Origin of the sequence: Caballeronia sp. LjRoot34, assembly GCF_964253815.1 — a bacterium.
GTDB lineage: Bacteria > Pseudomonadota > Gammaproteobacteria > Burkholderiales > Burkholderiaceae > Caballeronia.
This window is the reverse complement of the sequence record NZ_CAXUSB020000004.1, coordinates 527733-554697: the sequence shown is the minus strand read 5'-3', so window position 1 is coordinate 554697 and position 26965 is coordinate 527733. Positions and strand designations below refer to the sequence as shown.

Annotated in this window: 22 protein-coding genes and 3 pseudogenes; 13 read left to right on the top strand and 12 right to left on the bottom strand. The window is 57.5% G+C overall.

Going from position 1 to position 26965, the window contains the following annotated elements:
* Position 1 precedes the first annotated feature (1 nt).
* Positions 2 to 2128, bottom strand: a complete 2127-nt coding sequence (locus ACSQ36_RS43095) for a 3-hydroxyacyl-CoA dehydrogenase NAD-binding domain-containing protein (protein ID WP_436186969.1) — start codon at positions 2126 to 2128, stop codon at positions 2 to 4.
* Positions 2129 to 2245: 117 nt separating this feature from the next.
* On the opposite strand from ACSQ36_RS43095, the gene ACSQ36_RS43090 reads away from it, so the two are divergent.
* From ACSQ36_RS43090 to ribB, 9 genes are all read left to right on the top strand, one after another.
* Positions 2246 to 3145, top strand: a complete 900-nt coding sequence (locus ACSQ36_RS43090) for a LysR substrate-binding domain-containing protein (protein ID WP_436187011.1) — start codon at positions 2246 to 2248, stop codon at positions 3143 to 3145.
* A gap of 156 nt (positions 3146 to 3301) precedes the next feature.
* Positions 3302 to 3622 carry a hypothetical protein gene (locus tag ACSQ36_RS43085; protein WP_436186968.1) on the top strand — a complete coding sequence of 107 codons (321 nt, stop codon included), beginning with the start codon at positions 3302 to 3304 and terminating at the stop codon, positions 3620 to 3622.
* 695 nt (positions 3623 to 4317) lie between these two features.
* Entirely contained in the window at positions 4318 to 4857 is a 540-nt protein-coding gene (locus ACSQ36_RS43080; protein ID WP_436186967.1) for a flavin reductase family protein, read from the top strand.
* Positions 4858 to 4925: 68 nt separating this feature from the next.
* Positions 4926 to 6047, top strand: coding sequence for an LLM class flavin-dependent oxidoreductase (locus tag ACSQ36_RS43075; protein ID WP_436186966.1), 1122 nt, complete (start codon positions 4926 to 4928; stop codon positions 6045 to 6047).
* 125 nt (positions 6048 to 6172) lie between these two features.
* Positions 6173 to 7222: a 2,3-butanediol dehydrogenase gene (locus ACSQ36_RS43070; protein WP_436186965.1), complete on the top strand. Its 1050-nt coding sequence runs from the start codon at positions 6173 to 6175 to the stop codon at positions 7220 to 7222.
* Positions 7223 to 7285: 63 nt separating this feature from the next.
* Complete coding sequence (locus ACSQ36_RS43065; RefSeq protein ID WP_436186964.1) at positions 7286 to 8059, top strand: acetoin reductase; 774 nt, start codon at positions 7286 to 7288, stop codon at positions 8057 to 8059.
* A gap of 174 nt (positions 8060 to 8233) precedes the next feature.
* Positions 8234 to 9673, top strand: a complete 1440-nt coding sequence (locus ACSQ36_RS43060) for an NAD-dependent succinate-semialdehyde dehydrogenase (protein WP_436186963.1) — start codon at positions 8234 to 8236, stop codon at positions 9671 to 9673.
* A gap of 281 nt (positions 9674 to 9954) precedes the next feature.
* The gene (locus tag ACSQ36_RS43055) at positions 9955 to 11871 is read left to right on the top strand and encodes a sigma-54-dependent Fis family transcriptional regulator (RefSeq protein WP_436186962.1); all 1917 of its coding nucleotides are present in this window, start codon (positions 9955 to 9957) and stop codon (positions 11869 to 11871) included.
* A 143-nt stretch (positions 11872 to 12014) separates the two neighbouring features.
* On the top strand, positions 12015 to 12725 hold the full coding sequence (gene ribB, locus ACSQ36_RS43050) for a 3,4-dihydroxy-2-butanone-4-phosphate synthase (protein ID WP_436186961.1): 711 nt from the start codon (positions 12015 to 12017) through the stop codon (positions 12723 to 12725).
* A gap of 358 nt (positions 12726 to 13083) precedes the next feature.
* Here the strand turns inward: ribB and ACSQ36_RS43045 are convergent, their stop codons facing one another.
* The 8 genes and pseudogenes from ACSQ36_RS43045 to ACSQ36_RS43010 form a co-directional block, all read right to left on the bottom strand.
* On the bottom strand, positions 13084 to 13743 hold the full coding sequence (locus tag ACSQ36_RS43045; RefSeq protein ID WP_436186960.1) for a hypothetical protein: 660 nt from the start codon (positions 13741 to 13743) through the stop codon (positions 13084 to 13086).
* A 43-nt stretch (positions 13744 to 13786) separates the two neighbouring features.
* A pseudogene (locus tag ACSQ36_RS43040) lies at positions 13787 to 13968 on the bottom strand (LysR family transcriptional regulator); the annotation flags it as partial.
* An 82-nt stretch (positions 13969 to 14050) separates the two neighbouring features.
* Positions 14051 to 14300: pseudogene (locus ACSQ36_RS43035) on the bottom strand (transposase); the annotation flags it as partial.
* A 324-nt stretch (positions 14301 to 14624) separates the two neighbouring features.
* Positions 14625 to 16154: a 3-hydroxyacyl-CoA dehydrogenase gene (locus ACSQ36_RS43030; protein ID WP_047847811.1), complete on the bottom strand. Its 1530-nt coding sequence runs from the start codon at positions 16152 to 16154 to the stop codon at positions 14625 to 14627.
* Between the two features lie 7 nt (positions 16155 to 16161).
* On the bottom strand, positions 16162 to 17364 hold the full coding sequence (gene pcaF / locus ACSQ36_RS43025) for a 3-oxoadipyl-CoA thiolase (RefSeq protein ID WP_436186959.1): 1203 nt from the start codon (positions 17362 to 17364) through the stop codon (positions 16162 to 16164).
* A 95-nt stretch (positions 17365 to 17459) separates the two neighbouring features.
* Positions 17460 to 18674, bottom strand: coding sequence for a CaiB/BaiF CoA transferase family protein (locus tag ACSQ36_RS43020; RefSeq protein ID WP_047847809.1), 1215 nt, complete (start codon positions 18672 to 18674; stop codon positions 17460 to 17462).
* A complete protein-coding gene (locus tag ACSQ36_RS43015) occupies positions 18664 to 19500 on the bottom strand; it encodes a hypothetical protein (protein WP_436186958.1) in 837 nt (278 codons plus the stop codon). Before ACSQ36_RS43015 ends, ACSQ36_RS43020 begins: the two co-directional genes overlap by 11 nt.
* An 89-nt stretch (positions 19501 to 19589) precedes the next feature.
* Positions 19590 to 19838, bottom strand: coding sequence for a hypothetical protein (locus tag ACSQ36_RS43010; protein ID WP_436186957.1), 249 nt, complete (start codon positions 19836 to 19838; stop codon positions 19590 to 19592).
* A gap of 236 nt (positions 19839 to 20074) precedes the next feature.
* Here ACSQ36_RS43010 and ACSQ36_RS43005 point away from each other — a divergent pair, with 236 nt between their 5' ends.
* Positions 20075 to 20890 (top strand): IclR family transcriptional regulator, encoded by an 816-nt coding sequence (locus ACSQ36_RS43005; protein WP_047847807.1) that lies wholly within the window; start codon positions 20075 to 20077, stop codon positions 20888 to 20890.
* 112 nt (positions 20891 to 21002) lie between these two features.
* Here the strand turns inward: ACSQ36_RS43005 and ACSQ36_RS43000 are convergent, their stop codons facing one another.
* Positions 21003 to 21803 (bottom strand): IclR family transcriptional regulator, encoded by an 801-nt coding sequence (locus ACSQ36_RS43000; RefSeq protein WP_047847806.1) that lies wholly within the window; start codon positions 21801 to 21803, stop codon positions 21003 to 21005.
* Between the two features lie 570 nt (positions 21804 to 22373).
* Between ACSQ36_RS43000 and ACSQ36_RS42995 the strand changes: the two genes are divergently transcribed.
* From ACSQ36_RS42995 to ACSQ36_RS42985, 3 genes are all read left to right on the top strand, one after another.
* Entirely contained in the window at positions 22374 to 22802 is a 429-nt protein-coding gene (locus ACSQ36_RS42995) for a VOC family protein (protein ID WP_047847805.1), read from the top strand.
* Positions 22803 to 22993: 191 nt separating this feature from the next.
* Complete coding sequence (locus ACSQ36_RS42990) at positions 22994 to 24307, top strand: MFS transporter (protein WP_047847804.1); 1314 nt, start codon at positions 22994 to 22996, stop codon at positions 24305 to 24307.
* A gap of 42 nt (positions 24308 to 24349) precedes the next feature.
* On the top strand, positions 24350 to 25120 hold the full coding sequence (locus tag ACSQ36_RS42985; RefSeq protein ID WP_047847803.1) for an SDR family NAD(P)-dependent oxidoreductase: 771 nt from the start codon (positions 24350 to 24352) through the stop codon (positions 25118 to 25120).
* Between the two features lie 336 nt (positions 25121 to 25456).
* Here ACSQ36_RS42985 and ACSQ36_RS42980 read toward each other — a convergent pair.
* Together ACSQ36_RS42980 and ACSQ36_RS42975 are read right to left on the bottom strand one after the other, a co-directional pair.
* Positions 25457 to 25971 (bottom strand): annotated as a pseudogene (locus ACSQ36_RS42980) (transposase); the annotation flags it as partial.
* Positions 25972 to 26427: 456 nt separating this feature from the next.
* Positions 26428 to 26853 carry a rubredoxin gene (locus ACSQ36_RS42975; RefSeq protein ID WP_075645356.1) on the bottom strand — a complete coding sequence of 142 codons (426 nt, stop codon included), beginning with the start codon at positions 26851 to 26853 and terminating at the stop codon, positions 26428 to 26430.
* Positions 26854 to 26965 lie beyond the last annotated feature (112 nt).

Here is a 26965-nt window from a genome sequence, read left to right as displayed (position 1 = left end):
ATCACGCAGTTTGGTTCAGACTGGCGAAGTTATTTCCGCTTTCGACCAACTTCACCAAGAGCGGCGACGGACGCCAGAACAAGGGGTCTTCCTTTTCGAACTCGCGGATGTCGGCAAGCACGTTCGCGAGACCAACGGTGTCCGCATAGTTCATCGGCCCCCCGCGATGCCGGGGGTAGCCGAAACCATTGATCAGCGTGACATCGATATCGAGTGGACGCAGCGCGATTCGCTCGTGCACAACATTCGCACCCTCGTTGATCATCGCGGCCATGTAGCGGCGAATGATCTGCTCATGGCTGAAAGTGCGCGGCGTGACGCTCGCGCGTTCGCGCTCCGCAGCGATGATGGCCTTGACTTCCTGGTCCTGCGTACCCGTGCGACTGCCTTGTTGATAGAGACAGAAACCGCGCGCGGTTTTCTGGCCGAACCAGCCACGTTCGCACAGCCGGTCCGAGATCTGCACATAGCGCGCGTTCGGATCTCGCGTGACCGCGCGGCGCTTGCGGGTAGCCCAGCCGATGTCGCCGCCAGCAAGGTCCATGACCTGGTAAGGGCCCATCGGAAAGCCGAAGTCGTGCACCGCCTTGTCGATTTGGTACGGCGAGGCGCCATCCTCCATCAGGTGGTCAGCGGCCGCGCGGTAGACCGCGAGAATCCTGTTTCCTATGAAACCATCACACACTCCGGCTCGCACCGGAACCTTGCGGAGCTTTTTCGCAAGGTCGAACGCAGTTGCGACGACCTCAGCGTTGACACGTGCTGGCACCACGACCTCCAAGAGCTTCATGATGTTCGCCGGAGAAAAGAAATGCAGGCCCACCACATCTTGAGGGCGAGAAATGCTGGCGGCGATAGCGTCGATGTCCAGATATGACGTATTGGTCGCGAGCACCGCACTGGGCTTGCACACGCGCTCTAGCTCCGCAAAGACCTCCTGCTTGACAGCCATATACTCAAATACGGCCTCGATCACCATATCGCCGCCCGCGAGCGCGTCATAGGAGATGCTGCCGGTAAAACAAGCAAGCTTCTTTCCCTTCTCGCTGTCTGTCAGGCGACCTTTTGCAATAAGTCCGTCGTAGACTTTTTCGACGTGTGCGCGACCGCGTGCGAGCGATGCGTCGTCGCGCTCGATCATCGTGACGGGCAATCCTGAATCGAGCAATGCGACTGCGATGCCTGCGCCCATCGTGCCGCCGCCGATCACACCGACAGCATGAATCGGGCGTGGCACCGCGGTACGGGTCTCAGGCGCCTTCTGCACTTCGCGTTCGGAAAAAAATGCGTGCACGAGGCCGCCACGTTGCGGGCTGTTCAGACATGCGAGGAACTGCTCCCGCTCGAAGCGCAGACCTTCTTCAAATGGCATGCTTACCGCGACCTCGACGCAATCGACAATCTTTGACGGCGAAAAAAGACCCTTCGAACTCCTTGCAATGTCTGCTCGTGCCGCGGAGAGCGCGGGAGCGCTTGACTCTCCATGCGCGAGTCCCAGTGCATCACGTGTGCGACGAACCGGTGCGTGTGCCAGAAGCAACTCCTGCGCGTATGCGAGTCCTTCCGCGAGGATGTCGTCGCTCTGGCCAACACGGTCGACGAGACCGAGGCTCAAGGCCTCCTGTGCACCAACGTGACGTCCGCTCAGCATCAAGGACAATGCGGCCTCAACGCCGATCAGGCGTGGTGCGCGCTGAGTGCCTCCCGCGCCGGGCAACAGTCCCAGTTGCACCTCCGGCAAGCCGAGCTTCGCACCATCCACCGCGATCCGATAGTGTGATGCCAGAGCCACCTCCAGGCCTCCGCCAAGCGCTGCGCCATGAATCGCCGCGACAACCGGCTTGCGGCACGACTCGATGCCATTGCAGACGTCCGGCGGCGTCGGGAGTCGCGATGGCTTGCCAAACTCGCGAATGTCCGCGCCACCTATGAAATTGCGGCCCGCACCGATGATCAACACTGCACGCGCGGCATCGTTCACTTCTGCTGCTTCGACCGCGGCCAGGAGACCTTGTCGCACTTCGACGCCCAGTGCGTTGACGGGCGGATTGTCGACGATGACAAGCAGAATATTTCCATGGAGCTCGTGCGTAACGACGACTGATTGAGAAGCGATGGATGGCGTCATCGGCCGTGTATCCCTAGGTTGCGAAGCGTTTCGATGATTCTCACGTCGACGACAGGAATTGACAATCACATCAGTCATTGACAGACTGTCAAGTATTTTTTGACACTGAGGTAGATGGTGGACGTACACTCCCTTACCCTGTTGGTCGAGATTCTTGATGCCGGCAACCTCAGCGAGGCCGCGCGCCGACTCAAAATGAGCCGAGCAAATGTCAGCTATCACCTCATCAATCTCGAGAAGTCGATCGGATTACAGTTGGTGCGCAGGACAACGCGGCGGGTCGAACCGACCGAGATCGGGCTGAAGCTTTACGAACACGGCCGGACTATCCAGAACGCTTTGCTTGCGGCAAACGAATCTGTGTCAACACTCGGCCAAAGTCTCCAGGGACGCGTTCGCCTCTCAGTGCCAAGCGGATACGGGCAGATCGTCATGTCCGACTGGTTGATAGAGTTCAGACGTCAATACCCTGGCATCGTACTCGACGTGATATTCGAGAACCGCGTCGAAGACTTGTTGCGTGATGAAGTGGACATTGCAGTACGCGTCATGTCAGACCCACCACAAAACCTCGTCGCGCGCGATTTGGGGCCAGTGCGTTACGTCGCTTGCGCCTCGTCTGCTTATGCGGAGCAACACGGCATGCCGGTCCGTCTCGAAGACCTCCGCACTGCGCCCTTGATCACTTCTGCTGTCGTCGGACGCCAACTTCGCGTCGCTGCTTATCTGCACGATGATAGGCACGAGGTATTGCTTGAGCCGGGCCTTATTTCGGAGAATTTCTTGTTCCTGCGTAAGGCAATTCTCGCTGCACTTGGCGTTGGTATCGTGCCGGACTATGTGGTCCAGGAAGACATCCTTAGAGGCGACGTCGTCACTGCCTTGGACCAGTGGCGCCTCAGCATTTTCGGCACTCACATGTACATGCTTTACATGCCCAATCGCCACCACACCCGCGCGACGCTAACCTTCATAGAGTTTATGCTTGACAAAGCTCATAGCGCGGGCCGCAGGTAGATAGTCGCCACCCAGGTAGCAAATAAATCTACATCTGTGGTCGCCCGTCCCATGAGAACACCGATGCGCGCGATAGTGCCGCAGACGCAAGGGAAAGGATGCTGTCGGTCAGTGGCGCGCACATGGCCACTGTGGGAGAAGACCCAGCGGGCGGACATGCCTGTCAAGACCTGCCACACGCTCAAGACCCTACCTCTGGACCCGCATTTGAATGCGGTCGGGTTACTTAAACACGAAGACCATCCCACCGAGGGCAAGACAATGGCGATCCGGTCGACCATCAGCTCCGATGACGCCTATCCCTCTCCAGGAACATTTTCACAGCCGCGCGGACGGGAGACCTTCGAAGTTCTGGAAGAGATTGGATACTTCTCAATCGAAATTGAACAACTTCTCGCCGAACATGCCGTAGTTGCCAGTACCTCAAACAAAGCTAGTCCTCTCGTTCGGAAGCGGACATGCGCGTCTAAAGTTTGATTCGTGCGGGATCGGGTGTCGCAAGGCCGACCCCCACGAGAGCAGACTCACTCCGGAGAGTTTCCGCTTGAACTAGCGGTTTTGGATGCGCAGTTGGATCCTCCAACCCCACTGCACCCCTTATCGGCCAGGACGTCAGTTCTGCATGCCCCAACTTCAGCACCGGTTCGAAGCCGAGGTGGCCGCGAAGTCAGACAGTTCGAGCATACGACTTCGCGTAGCAAGGATTTTCTAGCTCCAACGGTGGACGCTGCGGTCACTTTTCCGGCCGCACCCGCCGATACCGAATGCCCATTCGAGATTCTCCTCGACCCCGCGCTCATAGTCGCGGCTTTCTGTGCTGAACATTGAGCAGTGTAGTGGTTGCCACTAAGCACGGAGCACGCCCGCGACTTTTGACGAAGAACGTGGATGCTTTGTGTGTGCAGCAAGCTCCCATCAGGGCTCAAAGCGTATTCCTGGTTAACCATTGAACACCTAATGGTCGAGCATGAACGGGGGTGCATCAGAGCTCAAGCGGCAGCCGAATTTGGCGCGCGACAGCGGTGTCCCGCGGTGTCCCGCGGTGTCGCACGGTGTCGCATCTGCGACATGTTGGAAGAACGCAAGTCATTGATTTAAAAAGAAAGAACCAGTTGGCAAGGGCCGTGCTCTATATGGTGGGCCTTCAACCCCTTCACTGACGAGGTGACCTCATGAGCCAGACCTCCAATCTTAGCGACGCCATGTTTGATCCGGCGCTTGCAGGTGACTTTCGCATTGCAATGCGCCGTATCGCCTCATCGGTGACCTTGGTAACGAGCCGAGACAGTCATGGCAATCCTCATGGTATGGCGGCTTCGGCCGTCATACCCGTGTCGATGGACCCGCCCTCAATGCTGGTCGCCGCCAATCGCAGCTCAGGCCTGCACCCGGTAGTCCAGTCAACGGGCCACTTCTGTATCAACCTCCTCGGCGAATCGCACCTGGATCTTCTGCCGCCGTTTTCGCAATCCTCCAGACGCAGCGAACGGTTTGCCTCGGATGAATGGCGCGAAGGGACCGGCTCCCTGCTCTACCTCACCAGTGCGCCGGCGGCCATCTTCTGCGAACTCGATCACCACGTCGATTACGGCACGCACACGCTTTTCATCGGCCGAGTCACCGGTGTTCGTCTTTTCGACCAGGACGTTGATCCGCTTCTCTGGTTCAACGGTGCCAGTGCAAGCGTCTCGCGTGAAGCAGCAATCGCCTGATTTATTTCCCACGATTCATGACTTGATTTTCGAGGCAACCGCCTCGCTACAACTGAGAAGGAGACGATATGAAACTCGGTCTGTTTGGCATGCCGCTTCACCCCCCCACTCGTTCGTTGCGCGATACCGCCGAAGAAAACGCTCAGAAGGTGATCTACGCCGACGAGATCGGCTTTGATGAGGCTTTTTTTGGCGAACACACCTCTTGCACCACTGAGCCGATCGCTTCGCCGCTCATCCTGCTGGCTTCAGTAATTCGCCAAACGAAGCGGATCAAGCTCGGCACTGGCGTCATCGCGTTGCCGAACCATCATCCCGCGCTCGTTGCAGCTGAAGTCGCACAGTTCGACCATATGTCACAGGGGCGGTTCATCTTCGGCATCGGCCCCGGTGGTCTCTCCAGCGACATGGAAATGTTTGACGTCGAGGATACTGCCTATCGCACCGAACGGATGATGGAATCGATCGACACGATCCTGAAGATCTGGTCGCAGGATCCCCCCTATGACATCCAGGGGAAACACTGGAACATCTCGCTGAAGAAGTCGGTGATCCCCGAATTAGGCGTCGGTTTCATGCCCAAGCCGTTTCAGAAGCCTCATCCAGAGATCTCGATGACAGCGATGTCGCCCTTCTCAGGCAGTGTCAAGGTTGCTGCAATGCGGGGCTTCGGAGCAATGACAGCAAACTTCTGCCCAGAATATGTCGTTGCCAGCCATTGGAAGAAATACGTGGAGGGCTGTGACGCGATAGGTCGTGAGCCATCGGGTGATGTCTGGCGTGTGGCGCGCAATCTGGTGATTGCTGAAAGCGACGCAGAAGCGCGTGATCGCGTGATGGATCCCAAAGGAAGTAGCTACTACTACTTCGACTACATGTGGCGAATCTTGAAGGCCGTTGACTATACGGCGGTGATGAAGGACGACCCGAAACGGCCAGACGATGAGGTGACAGTAGAACAACTGATCGACAGCATGGTTATCTATGGATCGCCGCAGACCGTTCTCGACAAGCTCGTCGCTTTCAGGGAGCGAGTGGGTCCGTTTGGCGGTCTGATGATGGCTTCGATGGACGGATCTGGGAAGAACCGTGAATGGGAATGGGAATCGATGCGGCGTCTGGCGACCGAAGTCATGCCTGGTCTGCGTAGTGCCGCAGCTCAATCGGATAAAGCCGCACAGCCGGCATAAAACAATCAGAACCTGAATGATGCTTTTTGCAATGAGCACGTTGCGAGAGGCCCAGTTTGAATGGACCTCTCGCACAACGTTCAAGCCATTGCCTCTAGCACCGGGGCACGGAAACAGGAGACAGCATGCGAGCAGCGGTTTACTACGGCAACAATAACCTGGTGATTGAGGATGTTCCTGAGCCGTCAGTATCTGAAGGGACTGTCAAGATTAAGGTAAGTCGCAATGGGATTTGCGGAACTGATCTGCACGAGTACTACGACGGCCCAATATTCGTGCCGAAAGTGGACCCACACCCACTGACTGGAAAGAAAATCCCGATTGTTCTCGGCCACGAGTTCTCTGGCATCGTCACTGAGGTAGGCCTCGGTGTAACCGACCTACACGAAGGTGACAGCGTTACGATCGAACCCATCTATCGGTGCGGAGGATGTCGACCGTGTCGAGGCGGCTACTACAACCTATGCAACTGCATAGGCTTCCATGGGTTGATGGCGGACGGCGGAATGGCCGAATACACGGTCGTTCCACGCAATATGGTCCACAAGCTTCCCGAAACGGTGCCAGTGGAAATGGGTGCTCTCGTAGAGCCCATGTCTGTCGCCTATCACGCAGCAAAGCTCGGTGAGGTCAACGATCAAAGCCGGGCGCTTATTTTTGGGGGTGGTCCAATAGGTATTGGTCTCTGGTTCGCACTTCGCAGTATGGGTCTCACCGAGATTGAGATTGTCGAACCATCCGAATTCCGTCGTAAGACCCTTGAAACGCTTGGCGCCCGCACACTCGATCCGAGCCGCGTGAACGTCACAGAATTAATTGCTGAACAGACGAACGGGGATGGCGTGGACGCTGCATATGACGCAGCAGGGGTACCGGCAGCTGTCGCTTCAGCCCTTGACTGCTTGGGCGAACGTCGGCCTCTGGTCAGCGTTGCGATCTATGACAAGCCCATACAGACGCCGTTACTCAGCGCAGTGTTACGTGAAAGACGCATCCAAGGAACGATCTGTTACACCAGCGACGACTATAGGGCCGTTATTGACCTCATGTCGAAAGGCCACTACGAGACGACGGGCTGGGTGGAAACTGTTCCGCTGACGAGTGTTCTGACGGAGGGCTTCGCGGAATTGCGCGCCGGGCGAAGGATGAAAGTGCTCGTCGATCCAACGGCGTGATTCCTGCGCCTTGGTCATTATCAAGCCGTCAAATTCGATCTATTCGAATCAAGGAGACAAACCATGACAGTTGCACACGTTACCGGTGCGGCGCGCGGCATCGGAAAAGCCATTGCTCTTCGGCTTGCCAAAGATGGCTTCCACATTGCGGTCTCAGATCTTCCTTCGATGGAAAAGGAACTCGAGGACACCCGCAATCAGATCGAGTCAATAGGCGTCAAAGCAATCAGTCTGTACGGCGATATCTCCGACCCCCGATCGGTCCGAACTATGATTGAAGATACGGCCAAGCAGTTGGAATCGCTCGATGTGATGGTCGCTAACGCGGGAATTGTGCAGACCAAGGCCCTTCTCGATGTCTCGCCCGAAGAATATGACAAGGTACATGCCGTCAATGGCCGTGGCGTTTTTTTGTGCTACACGGAAGCGGCCCGGCAGATGATCAAGCAAGGCATGGGCGGCAAGATCATCGGTGCCTGTTCCATCGCTGGGCACAAAGGGTTTCCGCTTCTTGGCGTCTATTGTTCGTCGAAGTTCGGCGTCCGCGCGCTAACTCAAACGGCCGCGCAGGAATGGGCGAGTCATGGCATTACTGTCAATGCCTACTGTCCTGGTATCGTCGACACGCAGATGTGGGTTGAGGTTGATCGCGACCTCGGCACCATCAACAAGGTTGGCAAGGGCGAATCGATGAAAGCTATGGCTCAAGGAATCACGCTGGGTCGTGTCTCGACGGGCGGAGATGTTGCCGGGCTCGTTTCCTGGCTCGCCGGACCTGACTCGAACTATATGACTGGACAATCGCTCCTGATCGACGGCGGCATGTTGTTTGTCTGACCGCGATACAACGACGCGATTGTTTCCGACAACGCAATGGGTGCGCCTGGCAGATCTGCCGTATCCGGGTCTCGGTCGCATGGTCATCCTGTCAGCCTTTTGTTTGCCCGGAAGCAACAAGCAAGCTGGTCAGGATGCCTCTCGCTTCAAAGTTCCCCTGCCGATGCCTACTTCATGAACTACTTGAACACACAACTCCATATAGACGGCCGGTGGCAGGATGCAAAAGACGGGCGAACCCAGGCCGTCTTGAACCCAGCCACCGACCAAGAGATCGGGCGAGTTGCCTACGCGGGCACAGCCGATCTCGACAGAGCGCTCGCGGCCGCCCAGGGAGGTTTCGAACGCTGGCGCTCGATGACGGCCTCAGAGCGGGCCAGGATCATGCACGACGCCGCTTCGTCCTTGCGCAGTCAAGTCGACGCGACTAGCCGGCACCTCACTCTCGAACAAGGGAAGCCGCTGGCTGAGGCACGAGCAGAGTGCCTCGCGGCGGCGGACATCATCGACTGGTTCGCTGAAGAAGGCCTTCGCATTTATGGACGCATCGTTCCTTCACGAACGAGTCTCTCCGTTCGGCAGATGGTAGTGAAGGATCCGGTTGGCCCAGTTGCGGCATTTACCCCGTGGAATTTCCCGATCAACCAAACGGTGCGAAAGGTAAGCGCCGCTCTTGCCTCTGGGTGTTCTATCCTCGTAAAAGCACCGGAGGAAACGCCTGCCTCGCCGGCGGCGCTCATCCGAGCGTTCGTTGACGCCGGGATTCCGCCAGGCGTGTTAGGTCTCGTTTATGGTAACCCGGCGGAAATCTCCCGCCATCTGATTGCGAGCCCCGTGATTCGCAAGGTTACGTTCACGGGCTCGACTCCCGTGGGCAAACAGCTTGCGGGGCTGGCGGGCCAACATATGAAACGCGTGACCATGGAGCTCGGCGGCCATGCGCCAGTGATCATCTGCGAGGACGCTGATATCGACCTAGCGGTCAGGACGGTTGGCGCCGCCAAGTTCCGTAATGCAGGTCAGGTATGTATATCGCCAACGCGTTTTCTCGTGCATGAGAGCGTCCATAGAAATTTCGTGTGCGCGCTGGCTTCATACGCCGGAAGTTTGAAAGTCGGGGATGGTTTGGCCCTGGACACAAACATGGGACCGCTGGCCAACGGGCGTAGACTTGACGCAATGGCCCTGTTCACGGAGGACGCCATCCACGCAGGTGCGGAAATAGTGGCAGGTGGCAAGCGCATCGGCAAAACGGGTAATTTTTGGCAGCCTACCGTTATCGACAACGTACCGACATCTGCGGCGATATTCAATGACGAGCCTTTCGGTCCGATCGCGGCGGTTCGTCCATTTAGCAGGCTTGAGGATGCGATAGCGGAGGCCAATCGCCTTCCGTTCGGACTTGCGGGCTACGCGTTTACGAACTCGCTGAAAAGCTCGGACTTGCTTGCGCGAAATCTGGAGGTTGGCATGCTTTGGATCAACATGGCCGCTGCGACCTCCGCCGAGATGCCGTTTGGTGGAATGAAGGACTCAGGGTTCGGATCCGAAGGTGGTCCTGAAGCTCTGGACCAGTACTTGAATGTACGAGCGATTACTATCGCGAATGTTTGAGCGTTATTACTGATACGGCATTACCTGCAGCGAACCCCAGAAGAGCCGTTCGCTGAGCTTGATATTGGCGATTGCCGCAGTTCATCTGTCAAAAGCGGTCGTAGATGAGCACGACAAGGGGCCTTCCGCAGAAGAAACGAACCTCAATGGCCGTTTGGCCGTTTTGAGCAGAACCAGCATGCAACGTGGCTGCTCGTCAGCACCGAGAAGAAATGCCGGCCGGCATGTATCATGCCTATACAAGACACGAGCCACAAGGCTCGGATATGGAGACAATGTCAATGGAGCCAGATCGCCATACTCGCGCGGTGTTGACGGCCGTCGAGCGTCACCCATTGCAAGCTGGACCACATTCTGACAGCAGCGTCCCTGTTTCGTGGGAACGCTGCGTTACGCTGCATAGCCTGAGTCCTGATCGGATCGGGCGTCCCCTTGTGCTGACCGCGCCGGAACTCAAGGATCACCGCGAGCCTGTCGCAGAGCTGCTCGCCTTGTCGCAGGGAGAAGTGCATCGACTTTTCGAGGTGCTTGCGGAGCAGGACTACGTCGTAATGTTGACCGACGGGAATGGCATAGCGCTAGATTTTCGCTCCAATGCGTTCACGTTTGATGCCTGCGATGCCGCGGGGGTCCTACCAGGCTCCATGTGGATGGAGCAAACTCAGGGCACCAATGGCGTAAGCCTGTGCCTCCGAGAACAACGCCCGGTGTCCGTCGTGATGGGCGATCATTTCGCATCGTCGTTGGAAACGGTGAGCTGTACCGTTGCCCCAATTTTCGGCGGGACTGGCGAGATTATCGCCGTGCTCAATGTCACAACATTGCGACCTTCTGACCATCTGGCGCAGGCGATAGTACGAAACATCGTTTCGGCATCCGCGCGTCGCATCGAAAATCTCTATTTCGACCGACGTAACGCAGATAATTTCATCCTACGATTATCCAAGCACAACGATTTTTGTGACACAGCCGCCGAAGTGCGTGTGGCGCTGGATGCGACTGGTCACATTGTCGAAGCGACGCCTTCCGCGCATCTCTTGTTGCGCAATCGGGCGCTCCCGCTCATAGGACAACCTTTATCGAGCGTACAAGGCATGGAGGCGTGGCTCGACGCCGCGGCTCAGCCGACCGCCGCGCTCGATACTGTGAACGGCCGCGTATATCTGCGCATGGAGGAGAACAGACGCCGCGCCTCGTCAATCCCATCTCCCCAACGGGCTCAGGGTCCAAGGAATGAAATTGCATCAGCTCGTCCATCTCTGGACGAGCTGATTGGAGACGATGAAGGGATTCGAGAATCAACTGAGATTGCTCGTCGGCTCGTTGCCAACCGCGTTCCAATTCTGCTGCAAGGCGAGACGGGAACGGGAAAGAGTGCTCTGGCACGCGCCATTCATATGGACACGGGTGGCGACGATGCGAAGTTCGTTTCTATCAACTGCGCTGCAATCACGGCTGAGCTGATCGAAAGCGAGCTCTTTGGCTACCGCCCGGGCTCGTTCACGGGCGCCTCTCGCCAAGGTTTCAGAGGGCGCTTGCTTGATGCCGATGGTGGAATGCTCTTTCTTGACGAGATCGGCGACATGCCCCTCGGGCTGCAGACGAGACTCTTGCAGGTCTTATCCGATGGAGAGTTCGTTCCAATCGGTGCTACACGTCCGGTGAGAGTGAACTTCGCACTGGTGGCGGCAAGCCTGCATGACATTCCCCAGCTCGTTCGCGAAGGGAAGTTTCGAGAAGATCTGTATTTCCGGTTGGCCGGGGCGACTGTTCGGTTGCCCGCCCTGCGGGAGCGCGATGACCGGCACCACCTGTTCGAGCAGGTTTTTAAACAGGCCGCGCAGAATGCAAGGAAACGCACGCCATGCATCGATGAGCAAGCTCGGCGTGCGCTTTCGGCACATCGCTGGCCGGGAAATCTCCGTGAATTGCACCATGCCGCCCGCTTCGCCATCGCAGTCGATACCGATGGTGTGATCGGTCAACGTGATCTGCCGCCACCCTTGAATGCCCACGGTGGCACAGATATGTCGGCAACGGGCCGCGGTAGACGAAATGCAATTGAGACAGCATTGGAACGCAGTCAGTGGAACGTGTCCGAAGCAGCAACTGGTCTCGGCATCTCGCGATCCACGTTACATCGGCAAATGAGAGCACTCGGGATCGATCGTCCCGATGACGAAATCGCACCGACGTAAGGGGATGACGCGACAGTGACTGTCGCAATGCGTGTCATCTGCAACAGTGCTGCCCCACTCTACCCCTTGATTTTCAAGGAACTACCGACTGGCATGTTATCTGCAATGTTCCTGTTGAGAATAAACACACCTCAACAGGAGACATGATGGACCTTGCACGCGTCACCAGCGATGGCGAAATGACCAGTACCACAATTCAAGAAGCGCTGTCGGCCATGGCCAACGGCACCCCACTGATTGTTGTCGATGATGAAGATCGCGAGAATGAAGGCGACCTGATCGTCGCAGCAGAGATGGCGACATCTGAGACCGTTGCCTTCATGATACGCTGGACGAGTGGCATTCTATGCGTAGCCTTGCCCCGCGAACGGACATCGGAACTCCAACTTCCGCCGATGGTGCAAGAGAATTCTGATTCCATGCGCACTGCCTTCACTGTATCGGTCGACCTCCGTCACGGGACCACTACCGGAATCTCGGCAAGCGAGCGCGCCGCGACGATTCGGGCACTTGTCGATCCCGCACGCCGTGCCGCCGACTTCACTCGCCCAGGCCATGTTTTTCCTCTTCGTGCAGTTCGCGATGGGGTGCTGAAGCGGCCCGGACACACGGAAGCTGCCGTCGATCTAGCTCGTCTGGCCGGCTTGCAACCAGGCGGTGTACTTGCCGAGATAGTGAACGACGATGGCAGTATGGCGCGCCGTCCACAGTTGGAGAGCTTTGCGCGACTCCATGGGCTGCCCCTCATTACTATCCGCGATCTCATCCGCTACCGGCAACAAATGGCAGGGATGGAACCGGCTAGCAGGGTATCCCTTGATGCTTCGTCCAAGCCGATTTTCGCGGTCGCCTGATAACCTAAGTTGTCCTGTCTGAATGCTCCCCCGAGGCCAGGCTGCGCCTGGTCAGACGACCGCTACATCGCATTCGGCCTGCTCCGTTCCAATCTCACGGACCGCACCCAAGCGCGCCTATCAGCACGGCGTCGTCTCCCGTTATAACTAGCCCGACGGTCATTGGGTACGACCAGGTTCGTCTCGCGTACGAAGTTATCCTAATTGAAAAGCATTTGTTGTGGTGGGCGATCGTCAGTGTGACACACGTGGGCGCAAAAATTTCCGACAACAAAGGGCCCTGTAATGAAGAATATCGTCACCAGCTTTGCTTCTCTCTTCGAACCGCATTCCCCGTTCGATATGTACGGTCGCGGCGCTAGTTGAAATTCGTGACGCGCAGATTTCTAAAATGCGCGACCGTGCCGGATTCGATCCAAACGCCGACGCCACCGCGCTGTGCGCTCCCGAATTTAAGATCATTTACGAGAAACGCCGGCCTGTCGCTGTGATCGAGGTAAAGTTGCGCCCGATTGCCGTCCACCACGATTTTCATGTGAATCCATTGCCCGAGAGCGATATCGGCATAAGTTTCATATTTCTCCGGGGAATCAGTCCGAAGTTGAGCAAACCTAAAGTCTGGGTAGGCAGCATATTGCACCGTATGGTTCCTCCGAACCTGATCGTCAGCCAAGCTATTTGTCGGGCGCAGGTAAATGCTCTCGAATCGCGCTGCGTCGTCAATTCGAAATGAAAGCCCAATGAAGCCCCTTGCATAGTCGGGCGCGTCGGGCGCCAAGTCGCTGGCGAGATCGACCTCTATTGTCCCGTTGCGAAAATCAATCGGGAGCCATGCCATGAAGTCTCGATCGCTCAGTTGTTCCTTCGCCGGATCTTGGTAGGAAGAGGACAGCATCTTCAATTCGAACGCCGACTCTCCCTTGTAAAGGGACTGGCGTAATGAAACACCTGAGAGTACGAAATCAGAGACAGTATTTAATCGAGGCATGGCTTCTTCGTTTGATATTGAAATGGTCATGATAGCGTGAACAAATAAATATGTTGCAAGGCGCACGGCATCACTCGCCAGCTTCGGTAAGCGCGATACGACGGGTTGTTATATGCAGAAGACGGGTGCGCAAGCGCACTCTAAGACCGGCGCGCGAAACCTTCGCTTAGCTACATCCGGCGGCACTCCCGCGGCCGTGAAGCTCGCATATTTGACCACCTGCTTGAATATGCGGAGATCCTGAAGCGTATCAATAGATCTTTCGGCGCTGCAGCTTCCCCCGGCGAAGCGGGTCCGCCTGTCCACAGATACATAGGTGAGTTCAATCTCCGATAGGGACCCCTTCGCACAGCCTGCGCTCGGAGCGAATGCCGAAGCAGTAGCCCACGCATGAGCATGCGGATCACGAATTCTGGATGAATCGAAGGGCGACCGATCGAACTGTAGAACGGCGCGAGATGTTGACGCAAGTCGCCGAGATCGATAGCCCGGTCGATGCCTCGCAGCAGGTGGCAGTGAGGAACGTGATTATCGAGATTGAACGATTAGAAAACCTTGCCCTGTCCGCTATCCAGTTGACCCGTCATGACGGTTTAATTCTCGTCCTTCAATATTTAAACGAACCTAATCATTGGGATAAAAAAGACCTCTTAACAGAATTGACCATCTGACACGTTGAAGCCGGGAGCGAATCAGCGGCGGCTAACTGGCTGAACTGGCCGTTCGAGCTCGTCCCCGGTTTGGCTGGTTACGCCAAGAGCCGAGTCTCGGTCCACAGTCCGCATGTTCGACGCAGACGAACCAGACAAGGTCCAGATATGCGCCGTTCTCCTTCACCGTGGCCTGGCAGCCTGCGCTGCAATATATGCCGCCCATGCGGTACCCAAATGGCTGGCAATCGAGGTGCCGCCTCAGTCCACTAGCGAGAGGGGCAGTCCCAACGCCGCTCGGCGCGCCAGCCAGACGCCCGGGCGGTACCGCGGATCGCCATAGACCTCGACAAGCCCCTGCAACACCCCAATGATCCTTTTGGAGCCGATATTATCGCCGAGCGTCAGTGGTCCGAGCGGATAGCCGAGTCCGAGACGGACGGCCGCGTCGATATCAGCCGGCGTGGCAATCCGCTGCTGGGCAATTTCGCACGCAGTGTTGACGATGCTGGCGACGACGCGCTGGGCGACAAAGCCGCCAGAGTCACGGATCACGGAAACTGCCGAGCCGTCGATTGCAAACAGCGCTTTCGCTCTCGCGAGCATGTCCGGCCGGACTGCCGGAGTAGGCATGAGGACGCGCCTAATGCCTTCATCGAAGCCGAACAGCGTATCGACTGCGATCACGCGTGTGGCATCGAGCGATTCGGACATTGCGGTTGTGGTCGCGTCGTGCCCGAGCGGCGTAACCAGGATTAATGCGTTGTCGCTGGGAGCACTGCCCGACTCCGTTTCGACAGCTAACTTCTCGAGCAAATCGCGCACGAGCCGGGCTTCGTCCGAGTGTCGACCACTCACCCAGACCGGCGCGCTTTTCCACTGCGGGGCATTCGGTTCAAGGACGGCCGGTTTCGAGAGCTTCGCGCCTTGCGCATACTCATAGAACCCTGAGCCGGTTTTCCGTCCCAGGACACCGCCCGCAAGACGAATCGCCGTTATCGGCGATGGCCGAAACCGCGGCTCGTCATAGAACTGTCGATAGATCGACTCCATCACAGGATGTGACACGTCAAGACCTGTGAGATCAAGCAGTTCGAAGGGTCCCATTCGAAAACCCATTTGCTCACGCACGATGGCGTCGACGGTCGCTTCGTCGGTCACGCCCTCCTGGACGATGCGCAAGCCTTCGGTGTTGAGCGCGCGCCCTGCATGGTTGACGATGAAACCCGGCATGTCCCGGCAGCGGACCGCCGTGTGTCCCAGTTGCGCGGCGAGCGATGCGAGCCACTCGATCGTGGTATCGCTGGTGCGCAGTCCGCGCACCACTTCCACGACTTTCATGAGCGGCACCGGGTTGAAAAAGTGATAGCCTGCAACCCGCTCAGGGTAACGACAACCCGCGGCAATCGCCGTGATGGACAACGACGACGTGTTCGAAGCGAGCACCGCGTCGTCGCGCACGACTTCCTCAAGTTGGGCAAACAGGAGCCGCTTCACCTCAAGCTTTTCGACGATCGCCTCGACCACCAGATCGCAATCGGCAAGTCCGCCGACGGAGTCCTCCGGCTGAATGCGCTGCAGTGCCGCCTGCGCCTGCCCCGAGGTGAGCTTGCCTTTGGCTGCGAGCTTGTCGAGCATGGTGCCGATCGCAGTGATGGCGCGTGCTGACGCGGCGGCATCGATGTCCATCAGCCGCACCTCCAAACCCGCAAGCGCAGCGATCTGGGCGATACCCTGACCCATCGCTCCCGCGCCCACGATCCCAATCTTCGCGTCTTCAACGTTTTTCATGGCTCGCTCAGACTCGTTCGATGGCGATAGCAACGCCCTGCCCGACGCCGATGCACATCGTGCAGAGCGCGAAGCGGCCACCGGTATGCTGGAGTTGGTAACTCGCAGTCATCACAAGTCGTGCGCCGCTCATGCCAAGCGGGTGTCCGAGCGCGATCGCACCACCATTCGGATTGACGCGTGGATCGTCATCGGCAACGCCGAGCATTCGCAGCACCGCAAGGCCCTGCGAAGCGAACGCTTCGTTCAGTTCGATCACATCAAACTGGTCGATCGTCATATTCAGGCGCTTGAGCAGCTTTTGCGTCGCGGGCGCCGGGCCGATGCCCATCACGCGTGGCGGCACGCCTGCGGTTGCGAGACCCAAAATGCGTGCGCGCGGCACAAGCCCGAAGCGCTTCGCGTTGCCCTCGTCCGCGAGGATCAGCGCCGCCGCGCCGTCGTTCACGCCAGACGCGTTGCCCGCCGTCACACTGCCGTCCGGACGTACTACGCCTTTCAGCTTCGCCAGCGCTTCGAGACTCGTCTCACGCGGATGTTCGTCCTTCGAGACGACAATTGGATCGCCCTTCTTCTGCGCAATCGTCACCGCGACAATCTCCTGGGCGAGCGTGCCGTCCTGCTGCGCGCGGGCCGCCTTCTGCTGGCTGCGCACGGAGAACGCGTCTTGATCGGCACGGCTGACCTTGTAGTCGTCGGCCACGTTCTGGGCCGTTTCCGGCATCGAATCGACACCGTGCAGCTTTTTCATCAGCGGATTGACGAAGCGCCAGCCGATGGTCGTGTCGTAGATTTCGGCCTGACGCGAAAACGCGGACTTGGCCTTGCCCTGCACGAACGGCGCGCGGCTCATGCTCTCCACGCCCCCAGCAATCAGGAAGCTCGCCTCGCCCGACTTGATCGCGCGCGCTGCGATGCCGATCGCGTCCATGCCCGAGCCGCAGAGGCGGTTCACGGTCGTGCCCGGCACGCCTTCGGGCAAGCCCGCGAGCAGCGACGACATGCGCGCGACATTTCGGTTATCTTCGCCCGCTTGGTTCGCGCAACCGTAGATCACTTCCTCGACCATGTCCCAGTCGACATCCTTGTTGCGCTCCATCAACGCACGCAGCGGCACGGCGCCGAGATCGTCGGCGCGCACCGACGAGAGCACGCCCGCATAACGGCCGATCGGGGTACGAATCGCGTCGCACAAAAATGCTTCAGTCATGCTCGTCCTCATCCAGATAGTTAAGTTGGCTTGCACGATCGCTCAACCTCGGTCATCACCACAGGCTACCGCCGGCCATCCCCATTTCATCGGCGTTAGCTTTGCTGCTCGACGTTCGCGACGGCGGCCCCTTCCGCGAGCAAGCTCTCTATCTCGCCGGACGAGTAACCGATCTCCTCAAGAACAGCAAGCGTCTCCCACCCGCGTGGCTGCGAGAACGATCGAAGCGGCGGGTAGGCGTCGTCGAAGCTGATGGTCGACCGGATCGCCACTGTCTTGCCCTCGGTCGGATGCTGCTCGTACTGCAGCAGCCCGACCACTTCAAGATGCGGATCGTGAGGCAGGGTTTCGAGCGTATGACACGGTTTAACGGCGATATCTGCTGCCTGAAGTATCTCAAGCCACTCCTTTGTCGTCCTGTCGGTCAGTGGAGCACCTCGAATTGCAAACCACTCCGCGACGTTTTGCGCACGAGCAGCGACCGTTGCGAAACGCGAGTCATCGATGAGTTCGTCTCTCCCGACCGCTTTCAAGAATGCGCGGACCTGCTGATCGGTATTGATGGTGAAAGCTACCCAGCCGTCCGCAGTCTTCACCGGTTTGTTGTGCGGACTCAGTAGACGAAGGTCGCCCGGCGGTCCGACAGGCGGATCGAAACTCTGCTGCGCCAAATGTTCCTGCAACACGAATGCAGCCATCGTCTCAAACATTGGAACCTCAATGCTGGAGCCATTGCCCGTCACCTTGTGATTCATGATGGCGGCAAGAATCGACCCGGCTGCGATTTCGCCCACGACGTGATCGCAGATCAGCATGGGCACGTAAGCGGGCACGCCGTCGCGTGCAAGCGTGAGGCCGGTCATGCCCGTGGCTGCCTGCACCACACTGTCGTAGGTGGGATGACCGGCATAGGGGCCGTTGGTCCCGTAACCGGTAATCAGACAGTAGATCTTGTCCGGGTGCTTTTCTCGGATAGTGTTCGCATCGAGTCCCAGGCGCTTGAGTGCCTGAGGACGCATGTTTGCAATGATGACGTCAGCGGAGGCGACCAGCTTCTCCATGATCGTCTTGCCACCAGGCTTTTTCAGGTCACAGCAGATATTCCGCTTGCCGCGATTCAGATGCAGGTATGCGCCAGAGTGCTGGCCTGTCGGCGATAGTCCGCCCAGGCCACGCATCAGATCGCCATCCGGGCTTTCGACCTTGATAATTTCGGCACCGTATTGTGCAAGTCTCGCACTGCATACCGGGCCGACCACCACACTGGTCAGATCAAGAACCCGGATTCCCTTCAGCGGTTCAAAACTCATTGACGTTAGCCTCCATCTCAGCGGCGAGTTTTCCTGTGTCGTCGTATGCTTTCAGGGTCCATCCTTCACCGTGAGGATCGGCCGCAAGCGTGATCGGCCGGCCGCAGAAGAGAGGCGCGACGTTTTTCATACTGAAATTGCGCAGGTCAAGTTTGAGTTCCCTGCGCGCGAACTCGGTAAGCAGGAGCGTCGTCAGACCACCGTTGACCACCAGATCAGGGAAACCCTCGACCTCGCACGCATAGGACTTTTCGATGTGAATCTTGTGCGAGTTGAAGCCCAGCGCTGAGTACTGGAAGAGCAGGGTTTCGTCAGGCACAACAACCTGCGTCCTCGCCGCTGTTATGGGCTGAACCGCCTGCACCGACTCCTTGAAGCGTGACTGACCCGGTAGCAGGAGATAAGTCTGCGTCTCAGTGACGGCGGCTTCGGTGGCGCCTTCGAGTCGAATTTGATGACCAATGATGACGACGGCCATCGGCCCGGACGCATTGCTCTTTTGCGTCAGGCTCGTGATCCCGCTGGTCCGAATCACCTTCGCGCCAACCGGGATCTCAGTGTGGTACGCGGTGCTTCGGCCACCGAGCAGCAAACGCGTGAACCCAAGGTCGGGCATCGGCACGCCCAATCCTGGGAAACCATCGCTCCGAAGGTCCGAGCGGCGCGTGTCGGCGGCCATTAGCAAAAAGTGCCAACCTTTCGGAAGCGGATCGCCTTCTGAGATGGACTCGGTCGGAAGGTCCAGCATCGCAGCAACGCGCCGAGCCGCGGAAAGAGAGCAGACTTCGCTGCGCGTTACCGGCTGATATTCGCCGTTATCAAACATCTGTCGATTCCTCTCTAGCCTTGAGGGTTATGCCGGCGTGTTTCAATTCTCGCCAGCAACGTCTATATTGCATATATGCATTTATTATTTCACTGGTGATTATATTCGCTTATCGAACTAACGTAAGCCATGGTTAACGCTATGTCATGTTTCGTATATAAAATCAGCAATGTACGAGTGGTTGGAAGTTCGTAGCGATTGGTCACTGCGCCGCTCGAACACAACGCGCCTGCTTTGGCTGGATGAATTGCCCGATGAATGCGGGAAACGGCCACAAACGACTCGCTGATGACGGAAAACAGTGAAAAAGCACGAATGCAGGCCTGAACAGTTGACATTTTTCGCGTTCGCGCGGAGCGCAAGGCCGACGTAGCGCCCGCGACAACACTGTAGTGAGGGCGCGAACATGATTGAAGTGAGCAAGCCGATCCAGTAAAGTGACCGGCTCCGCTTTGAGCGCTGCCATATCGATTTGACAGGCGCCGCCAAGGCTTCGATGATGAAACGCCGCCTACCGTGAAGTGAATGTGGGGAAAACCGGGCGGCAGCAATGCGAAAATCCAGAAGGGCCGCCATGAAGGATGATTTGACTGACACCGCGCAAGCGCCTGAAGCGGAAGGCCGCAGCTATTCCGCGCCCGCCCTCGAGAAAGGCCTCGATATTCTCGAGATGCTTTGCCGCACAGAAACGCCACTTCCACAGAAAGAGATTGCGCATCACCTCGGACGTAGTGTCGGCGAAATTTATCGGATGCTTGCCGTTCTGGTGAGTCGCAATTACGTGACGCAGATTGACGATAGCTACTACATTACAACGAAGCTATTCGAACTCTCGCACAACAATCCACCCACGCACCGGTTGCTCACCGAGGCGCGGCCGCTTATGCAAAAGCTCGCGAGCCAGCTCGATCAGGCGTGCCACTTGACGATGTACGGACAAGGCCGGCAGATCGTTATCGCCAAGGTGGACACGCCAAGTGGAATGGGTTTCAGCGTGCGGGTGGGCTCCGAGCTGGACGTACTGGTGTCCGCATCCGGCCGGGTGCTTCTCGCGTTTCAGGATCGTGAAACCCGACAGTTTCGTATCGACGAGTCGCTCAGTCGACGCCCTGAACAGACAGATCCGCAAATCGAAGGCCTCCTTGAATTCATCAAGGAACGTGGGTATGAATCCGCGCCCAGCGTTCAGGTTCGTGGACTATACGCTGTGAGTTACCCGATCCTTGATTCACAAAGCCATGCCATCGCTGCACTGACCGTTCCCTACGCCGAACGGATCGACCAGGCGCGGCGCAAGTCAATTTCCGACATCGAAGATGCGTTGGGAGAGACAGCACGTCTGCTCTGCGCGCGCATTGGCGGACCATCACAAGCTAAGTCCCGCGCCTAGTCGGAGCGGATCTTGGCCGCACGCAGCCGTGGATCAGCTCTCCTGTTAGAGGGTATCGGTCATTCATAAGTCAGCCGCGTACCGGTTTCGACCCGCTCGAGCGGGGGCCTGACTATCGCGAGGGGCACCCTATCTTTTCAGATAGCAATTTGGCTGCCTCAGCCAGCGCCTCGTGTATGACTGCAATTGGTTTGCGTTGCGCCTGGTCGATCCGTTCGGCGTAGGGGACGGTGAGCGCCGCGTTCGCGTGACCCTGAGAGTCAAGGATAGGGAAGCTCACAGCGTACAGCCCTCGCACCTGCGAACTAGGTGACGATTCATAGCCGCACTCGCGGATGAAGTCGAGGACGACCGCAATCTGTGGGTCCTCTTGGTCAGCCCTGCGCTGCAGCGACTCGGCAATTCGCAGATTCCTGGTCTCGTTGTCTTGAAAGGCAACGAGCACCCGACCGGAGACGGATATCAACACATCCAGATCAGAGCCAACCCTGAGGCTGAACCCCATGCCACTGGGCGTATCGACTTTTGCAACGACCACCTGCTTGCCATGGTTATACACCGTTAGATGGCACGACACGTCCAATTCGCTGGCGAGCTTGTTCATGATCGGCGTCGCCTCCAGCAGCAGCTTGTGAGTCGGCGGATTCAGCTGCGAAAGCTCAAAAAGCTTGGTCGTAATAGTGTAACTGTCGTCGACTTGAGCCACATAGCCGCGGTTTACCAGACACAGGACCATGCGGTAAATCTCGCCCACGCTCCTGCCCGCCTGCCCAGCGAGGTCTTTCAGCGACACGGGACTCTGACTGCGGCAAAGCACCTCGAGAATATCGAGGCCCTTCTCCAGCGCAGGCGCGGAATAGCTTCTTGCGTTGGCTTCGGTTGATTTCTCAGCCACGCTGAAATCGTCTTTCATAGCAAATTCCTCTATTGCGGCAATTGGATCGCTTAGCCCTCTGGCTGGAAAAGCGGGCCGCGTGAAATGAACTTGTGAACTCGCACAATCGCCCCCGATCGTCCCGGCACACCTGCGGCACGCGATGGTTCACTGACGACTTCCGTCTATCATCGTCATTTTATATGTGAAATTACGATTTTCAACTGCGATTTCTTCCCTAATTGGTCAACCCCTCGGCATTGACCGCATTTCCGACTCACGCCCAGTTCGTCGGCTACGCTGCATCGCATACTGATCGCGCAAAGCCCAGCCTTGGACATCAGATGATGTAGGGCGTGGGTTCCAGCGCCCTAAGGGGAAATGGAGGATCACTCATTGAAAAAACTTGTAGGTGTTTGCACCTATGCATAGTTGACTTCACCTATGAAACCATTTACCTTGACATCACGCTCTGGGGCCGGCGCAATTCAGCCACCTCACTGAAGGCAAGCGTGCCTCGGGAGGGACGAGAAGGTGCGTAGCTCCCTGGAGCAAATCACAGCACCGCCACGCGCGGTGCCACCCATTTCGAACCGATAAGGACCCGACATGAACTTCAAATTCCACCACCTGAATCTGTGCACTGACAGCCTTCCGCGGCTGACCAAGTTCTATCAAACCCTCTTCGATCTCGGCACGATCAACGACGAGGAACACGCTCGTGTTAACGCCGAGAGCACCACCACCGGCTACAACGGCAAAGTCGATTTTTTGAGCGATGGGGACATCGAGTTTCACTGGGCCGAGCGCGACTTGGATACTGGTTTCAAGATGAACCAGATCGTCAATCCTATGGCGCGTGGACACTTCTGCTTCCGCACCGATGACATCGAGGGTTTCAAGCGACGCCTCGATCAACAGGGCATCCGATATTCCGATTACGGCCGGTGGGCGATCGCGGGCTGGCACCAGGTTTTCCTGCAGGATCCCGATGGAAACGTGATCGAAGTGCATCAACCGAATGTATTCGGGCGCTAGGTTGCGCCAGGTGCAGCGACGGATCCATCTCCGGTAGACGGTCAGGATCAAGTGCTGCGCCTCTCGCAGGAAACTCTGTCCTCCCGTTTCCCCGGTTGGGTGTGACCAACGCTTAACCCAGACATTCCTGATCGAGATTACTCAGCCATTTCTCTATAAAGCAAATCAATCACCCACCAGGAGACATCCCGATGACAGACACATTAACCATGGAGGCGCCAACCACTCCAAAGAACTCGATGGCGAAGCGCGCAACCGTCGCGAGTACCGTCGGTTCAGCGCTGGAGTGGATCGACTTCACCGCCTACGGCGCGGTCGCTGCAACCGTCTTTCCCAAGATTTTCTTTTCTCAAATGGATCCGAACATCGGAATCCTCGCCGCGTTCGCTACGTTTGGGATTGGGTTTTTTGCACGCCCGCTTGGTGGGCTCTTCTTCGGAATGTTGGGTGATCGCATTGGACGAAAGAACATCCTGCTCTATACGTTGTCGCTCATGGGAGCCGCATCGTTCTTGATTGGCTGCCTGCCGACCTACTCTACCATCGGCTTCGCGGCACCATTGTGTCTCGTACTCCTACGTTTCCTGCAAGGCTTCGCGCTGGGCGGCGAGGCGACCGGGGCTCAACTGATGACGATGGAGCATGCTCCGCAGAACCGCCGGGGACTGTACGGATCGTTCATTAACACTGGCTCGTCCCTGAGCGCAGCACTGGCGAGCGGAATGCTGTTTGTGCTGACGAGCACGCTCGGTGCGGAGCAATTCCAGGCGTGGGGGTGGCGTATCCCTTTCCTTTTGAGCTTCCTGCTCGTCGTTGTCGGAATCTATATTCGCCTGCGGGTTTCGGAGACCCCCGCCTTCATTCAGGCGCACGCCAAAGGCGCGGAAGAACGCGTGCCACTCGTGAAGGCATTCGCTCAATATCCGGGGACGATTTTCCGTCTGCTCATAATCTGGTGCGCTCCTACAGCATGTTTCTACGTGATTACTGTCTTCTCGCTCAGCTACATCACAAAGAATCTGGGCCTTCCGACTCAGACCGCGTTTCTCTGCCTGATGGGCGCGAACCTCATAGCAATATTTACGGTGATATTGGGCGGTGCCGTGAGCGATCGGATTGGCCGCAAGCCGACCATGCTGATTGCATCGGTGCTGACGCTCGCGATCGCGCTTTCTTATTTCACGCTGCTCGACACGAAGAACTGGTACGTCATCTTCTTCGCGATAGCGGCGTTTGTCGGGTCGCTTCAGATCCAGTCCGGAGTACAGCCTGCTCTCTTTGCGGAACCGTTCCCGACGAACGTCCGCTACTCGGGCTCCGCCGCTGCATATACCGGTGCGAATCTGCTGGTGGGCGGCCCCACACCTTTTATCTGCGCATGGCTGCTTCAGCATGCGGGCGGACAGACCTGGGTAATTACCGCTTTTTGCGCAGTTGTCATAGGCGCCTCGCTGATCGCCATCATTGCCAGTCCTGAGACACGGCACCTGGATATTAAACGTTAACGCTCGTGCGACACGCACTGGCAGCATTTGGAGTGTAAAAACATGCTTTTACAAGACAAGGTCTGTGTCATCGTCGGCGCGGCGTCGCTCAGAGGGATTGGCTATGCCGTGGCAGAGCTGTTCGCGGAGCACGGAGCAAAGATCATCGCCGTCGATATTTTGATGAACGACATCATCACCAGCGAGATCAAAGCTTCCATTGACAGCAAAACCGGACGCAACGCGTATGTATCAGGTATCCGCTGCGATATTGCGAATAGTGCAGATTGCAGGCAACTGTTTAAGGAGGCACTCTCGCGCTACGGAACGGTGGACTGCCTCGTGAATAGTGCCGCGATTGTAAAGGCGCAGTCCATGCTGACAATCGAGGAAGCCGACTACGATCGAATCATGGGCGTGAACCTTAAGGGCGCCTTTAATCTCTGCAAGAGCGCGCTGGAAGTATTCGCAGAGCGCAAGAGCGGAACGATCGTCAACGTGGCTTCAGTGGCCGCGCAACGTGGCGGTGGGCTGGTCGGCGGTGCGCACTACGCCGCTTCCAAAGGCGGCGTGATCAGCCTTACACGCACTATCGCCCGCGAGTTCGGCCCCTTGGGAATTCGCGCGAATGTCGTGTGTCCGTCGATGACGGAAACTGGGATGCTGGATGGCATGACTGCGGAGAGGCAGAAAGAGATCGAAATGAGCATCCCATTGCAGCGCGCTGGACGACCCGTCGAGATTGCCGGCGCGTGTCTCTTCCTCGCATCCGATCTTTCAGGTTATGTGACGGGCGCCACCATCGACGTAAACGGCGGCAGTCACATTCATTGATCGCGGACTCCCAGATAACAAACGCGGGTGCACTGTTAGTTGTCAGGCGGCCCTGGGCGGGCTCATTTCGAACTGCCCGCTGGCCGCCTACGTGAAAGCGCACACTGGCCCGCGAATTTTCACGACCATCCAACGTACTCTACCAAGGTGGAACCAACGTCCAAATGTCTCTCTCGACGAGCGGCCGTAGATGGCCCAGAATGTGTCAAAACGCGTAGCCGCTGGAAATTTGACGGCACGCTTTCTCAGAGCAGATCGCAGCTTATCGATCGCGGCACCACAAAGGTCAGATCAGAGCTGAACGTATTGCAAGGACCCGTCCGCCCCGGGCGGGCTTCACGCCCGCATCGCCCTCATAACCGTTTCTGAACCGATTAGCTTGATAACCCGCTCATGTTGTAGGCGAGCACGTGCAAGCTCGTCTCCGTGCTCACCCGCTCGATAGTGCGCGTTAGGAAATGAGTCACTCCCATCCAGGCCTTTATCGTGCCGAAGGGATGCTCGACGGTCTGTCGTTGGATACGCATCATGTCCGGGGCTAGATCAAGCCAGACCTGCATCTCTTCGAGCAATCCTTCGTGCTCCGAGTGTGTTACCCGGCGTGCGGCGCTTGGGGTGCATTTATCTTTCAATGAGCACTGTTGGCACTGCGAGCTCCAGTAGCGATCTAACTTCAGGCCACGTTCAGTTGTCCTGTAGCGCCATATGAGACACTCGCCCGCCGGACATCGATACTCGTTCTTCTCAGCGTCGTAAATATAATTTTCTTTGCCGAAGCGGCCGTCGAAGGTCGCACCCGGGGTGTTCGTCTTGGGAACAAACGCCGTGATGCCGGTCTCGTGGCAACCGAGATAACGCAGTCACCGTTCCGCGTATAAAGGTGTCACCCCTTGAAAAGCCAGGGTAAAAGGGAAAAACGTCTCCCTGACGCATTCTCTTGCGTCGTTGCAAACGAGCTCAGCCATATGGTGTCGCGTTACTAGATGACGCGTCCGATAGCTCGTCTGCTTGGTTGCGGAACTGATTCGCACCAGTAACCCATCGGGATCAAGGCGACCGTCGCTGCTTTGACGCTCACCGCTCGCTCAAATCGGGCTTCACAAATACCGTCGGTTCCAGGAAAATGTCCAGGTATGCATACAATTCGAGGGTTGCCCATGTGTGGGCGCCAGGCTCATTTCGGCTCATGGCCTGGGCGTATCACCGGTCGCTACTACGAGATGGCCGAGGGCTGGTCCCAATCAATTCACTGGGTTCGGACCAACACTTTTATCGGGCTCTTGGCCCCCCGCCAAACCGTAGCATCCTCAAAATTCCACTAAGACAAAGTCTTCCTTTCCTACATCGCATAAGGGGCAGCGCCAATCCTCGGGGACGTCGGCCCATCGGGTGCCGGACGCGATGCCTTCCTCGGGAAGGCCTGTTGACTCGTCATAAATCCAGCCACAGATCACGCAGACCCATTGCTTGAAATCGCTGGATGGAACTTCAGTAGACGTGCTAACAGGAACCGCTCCTTGATCTGCATTGTGCCCTTCGAGGGCATCGCTACCCGAGCAGTCCATACTGAACACTACGGGGGCGGTCGTGCCGCCCTCCAGTTGCGACTGCAATGCCTGCAACAGCGCCTGTGCTTCCTCGCGCGTCAGATCGATCCAATACGGATCGCCGGCTCCGTCGTTCAGACGGTCAGGCGAAAACTGAATTTCAACCGCTACACCTTTTTTATACATGGCAGATCACTAGCAATGAACCGGCCTGCGGCCGGTGGTAGATACGCAGACTTCGTGAATGATGAGAAGCACCGGCCAGCATCCCTGTGTGGTGCTGCAGGCAGTTCGCCGG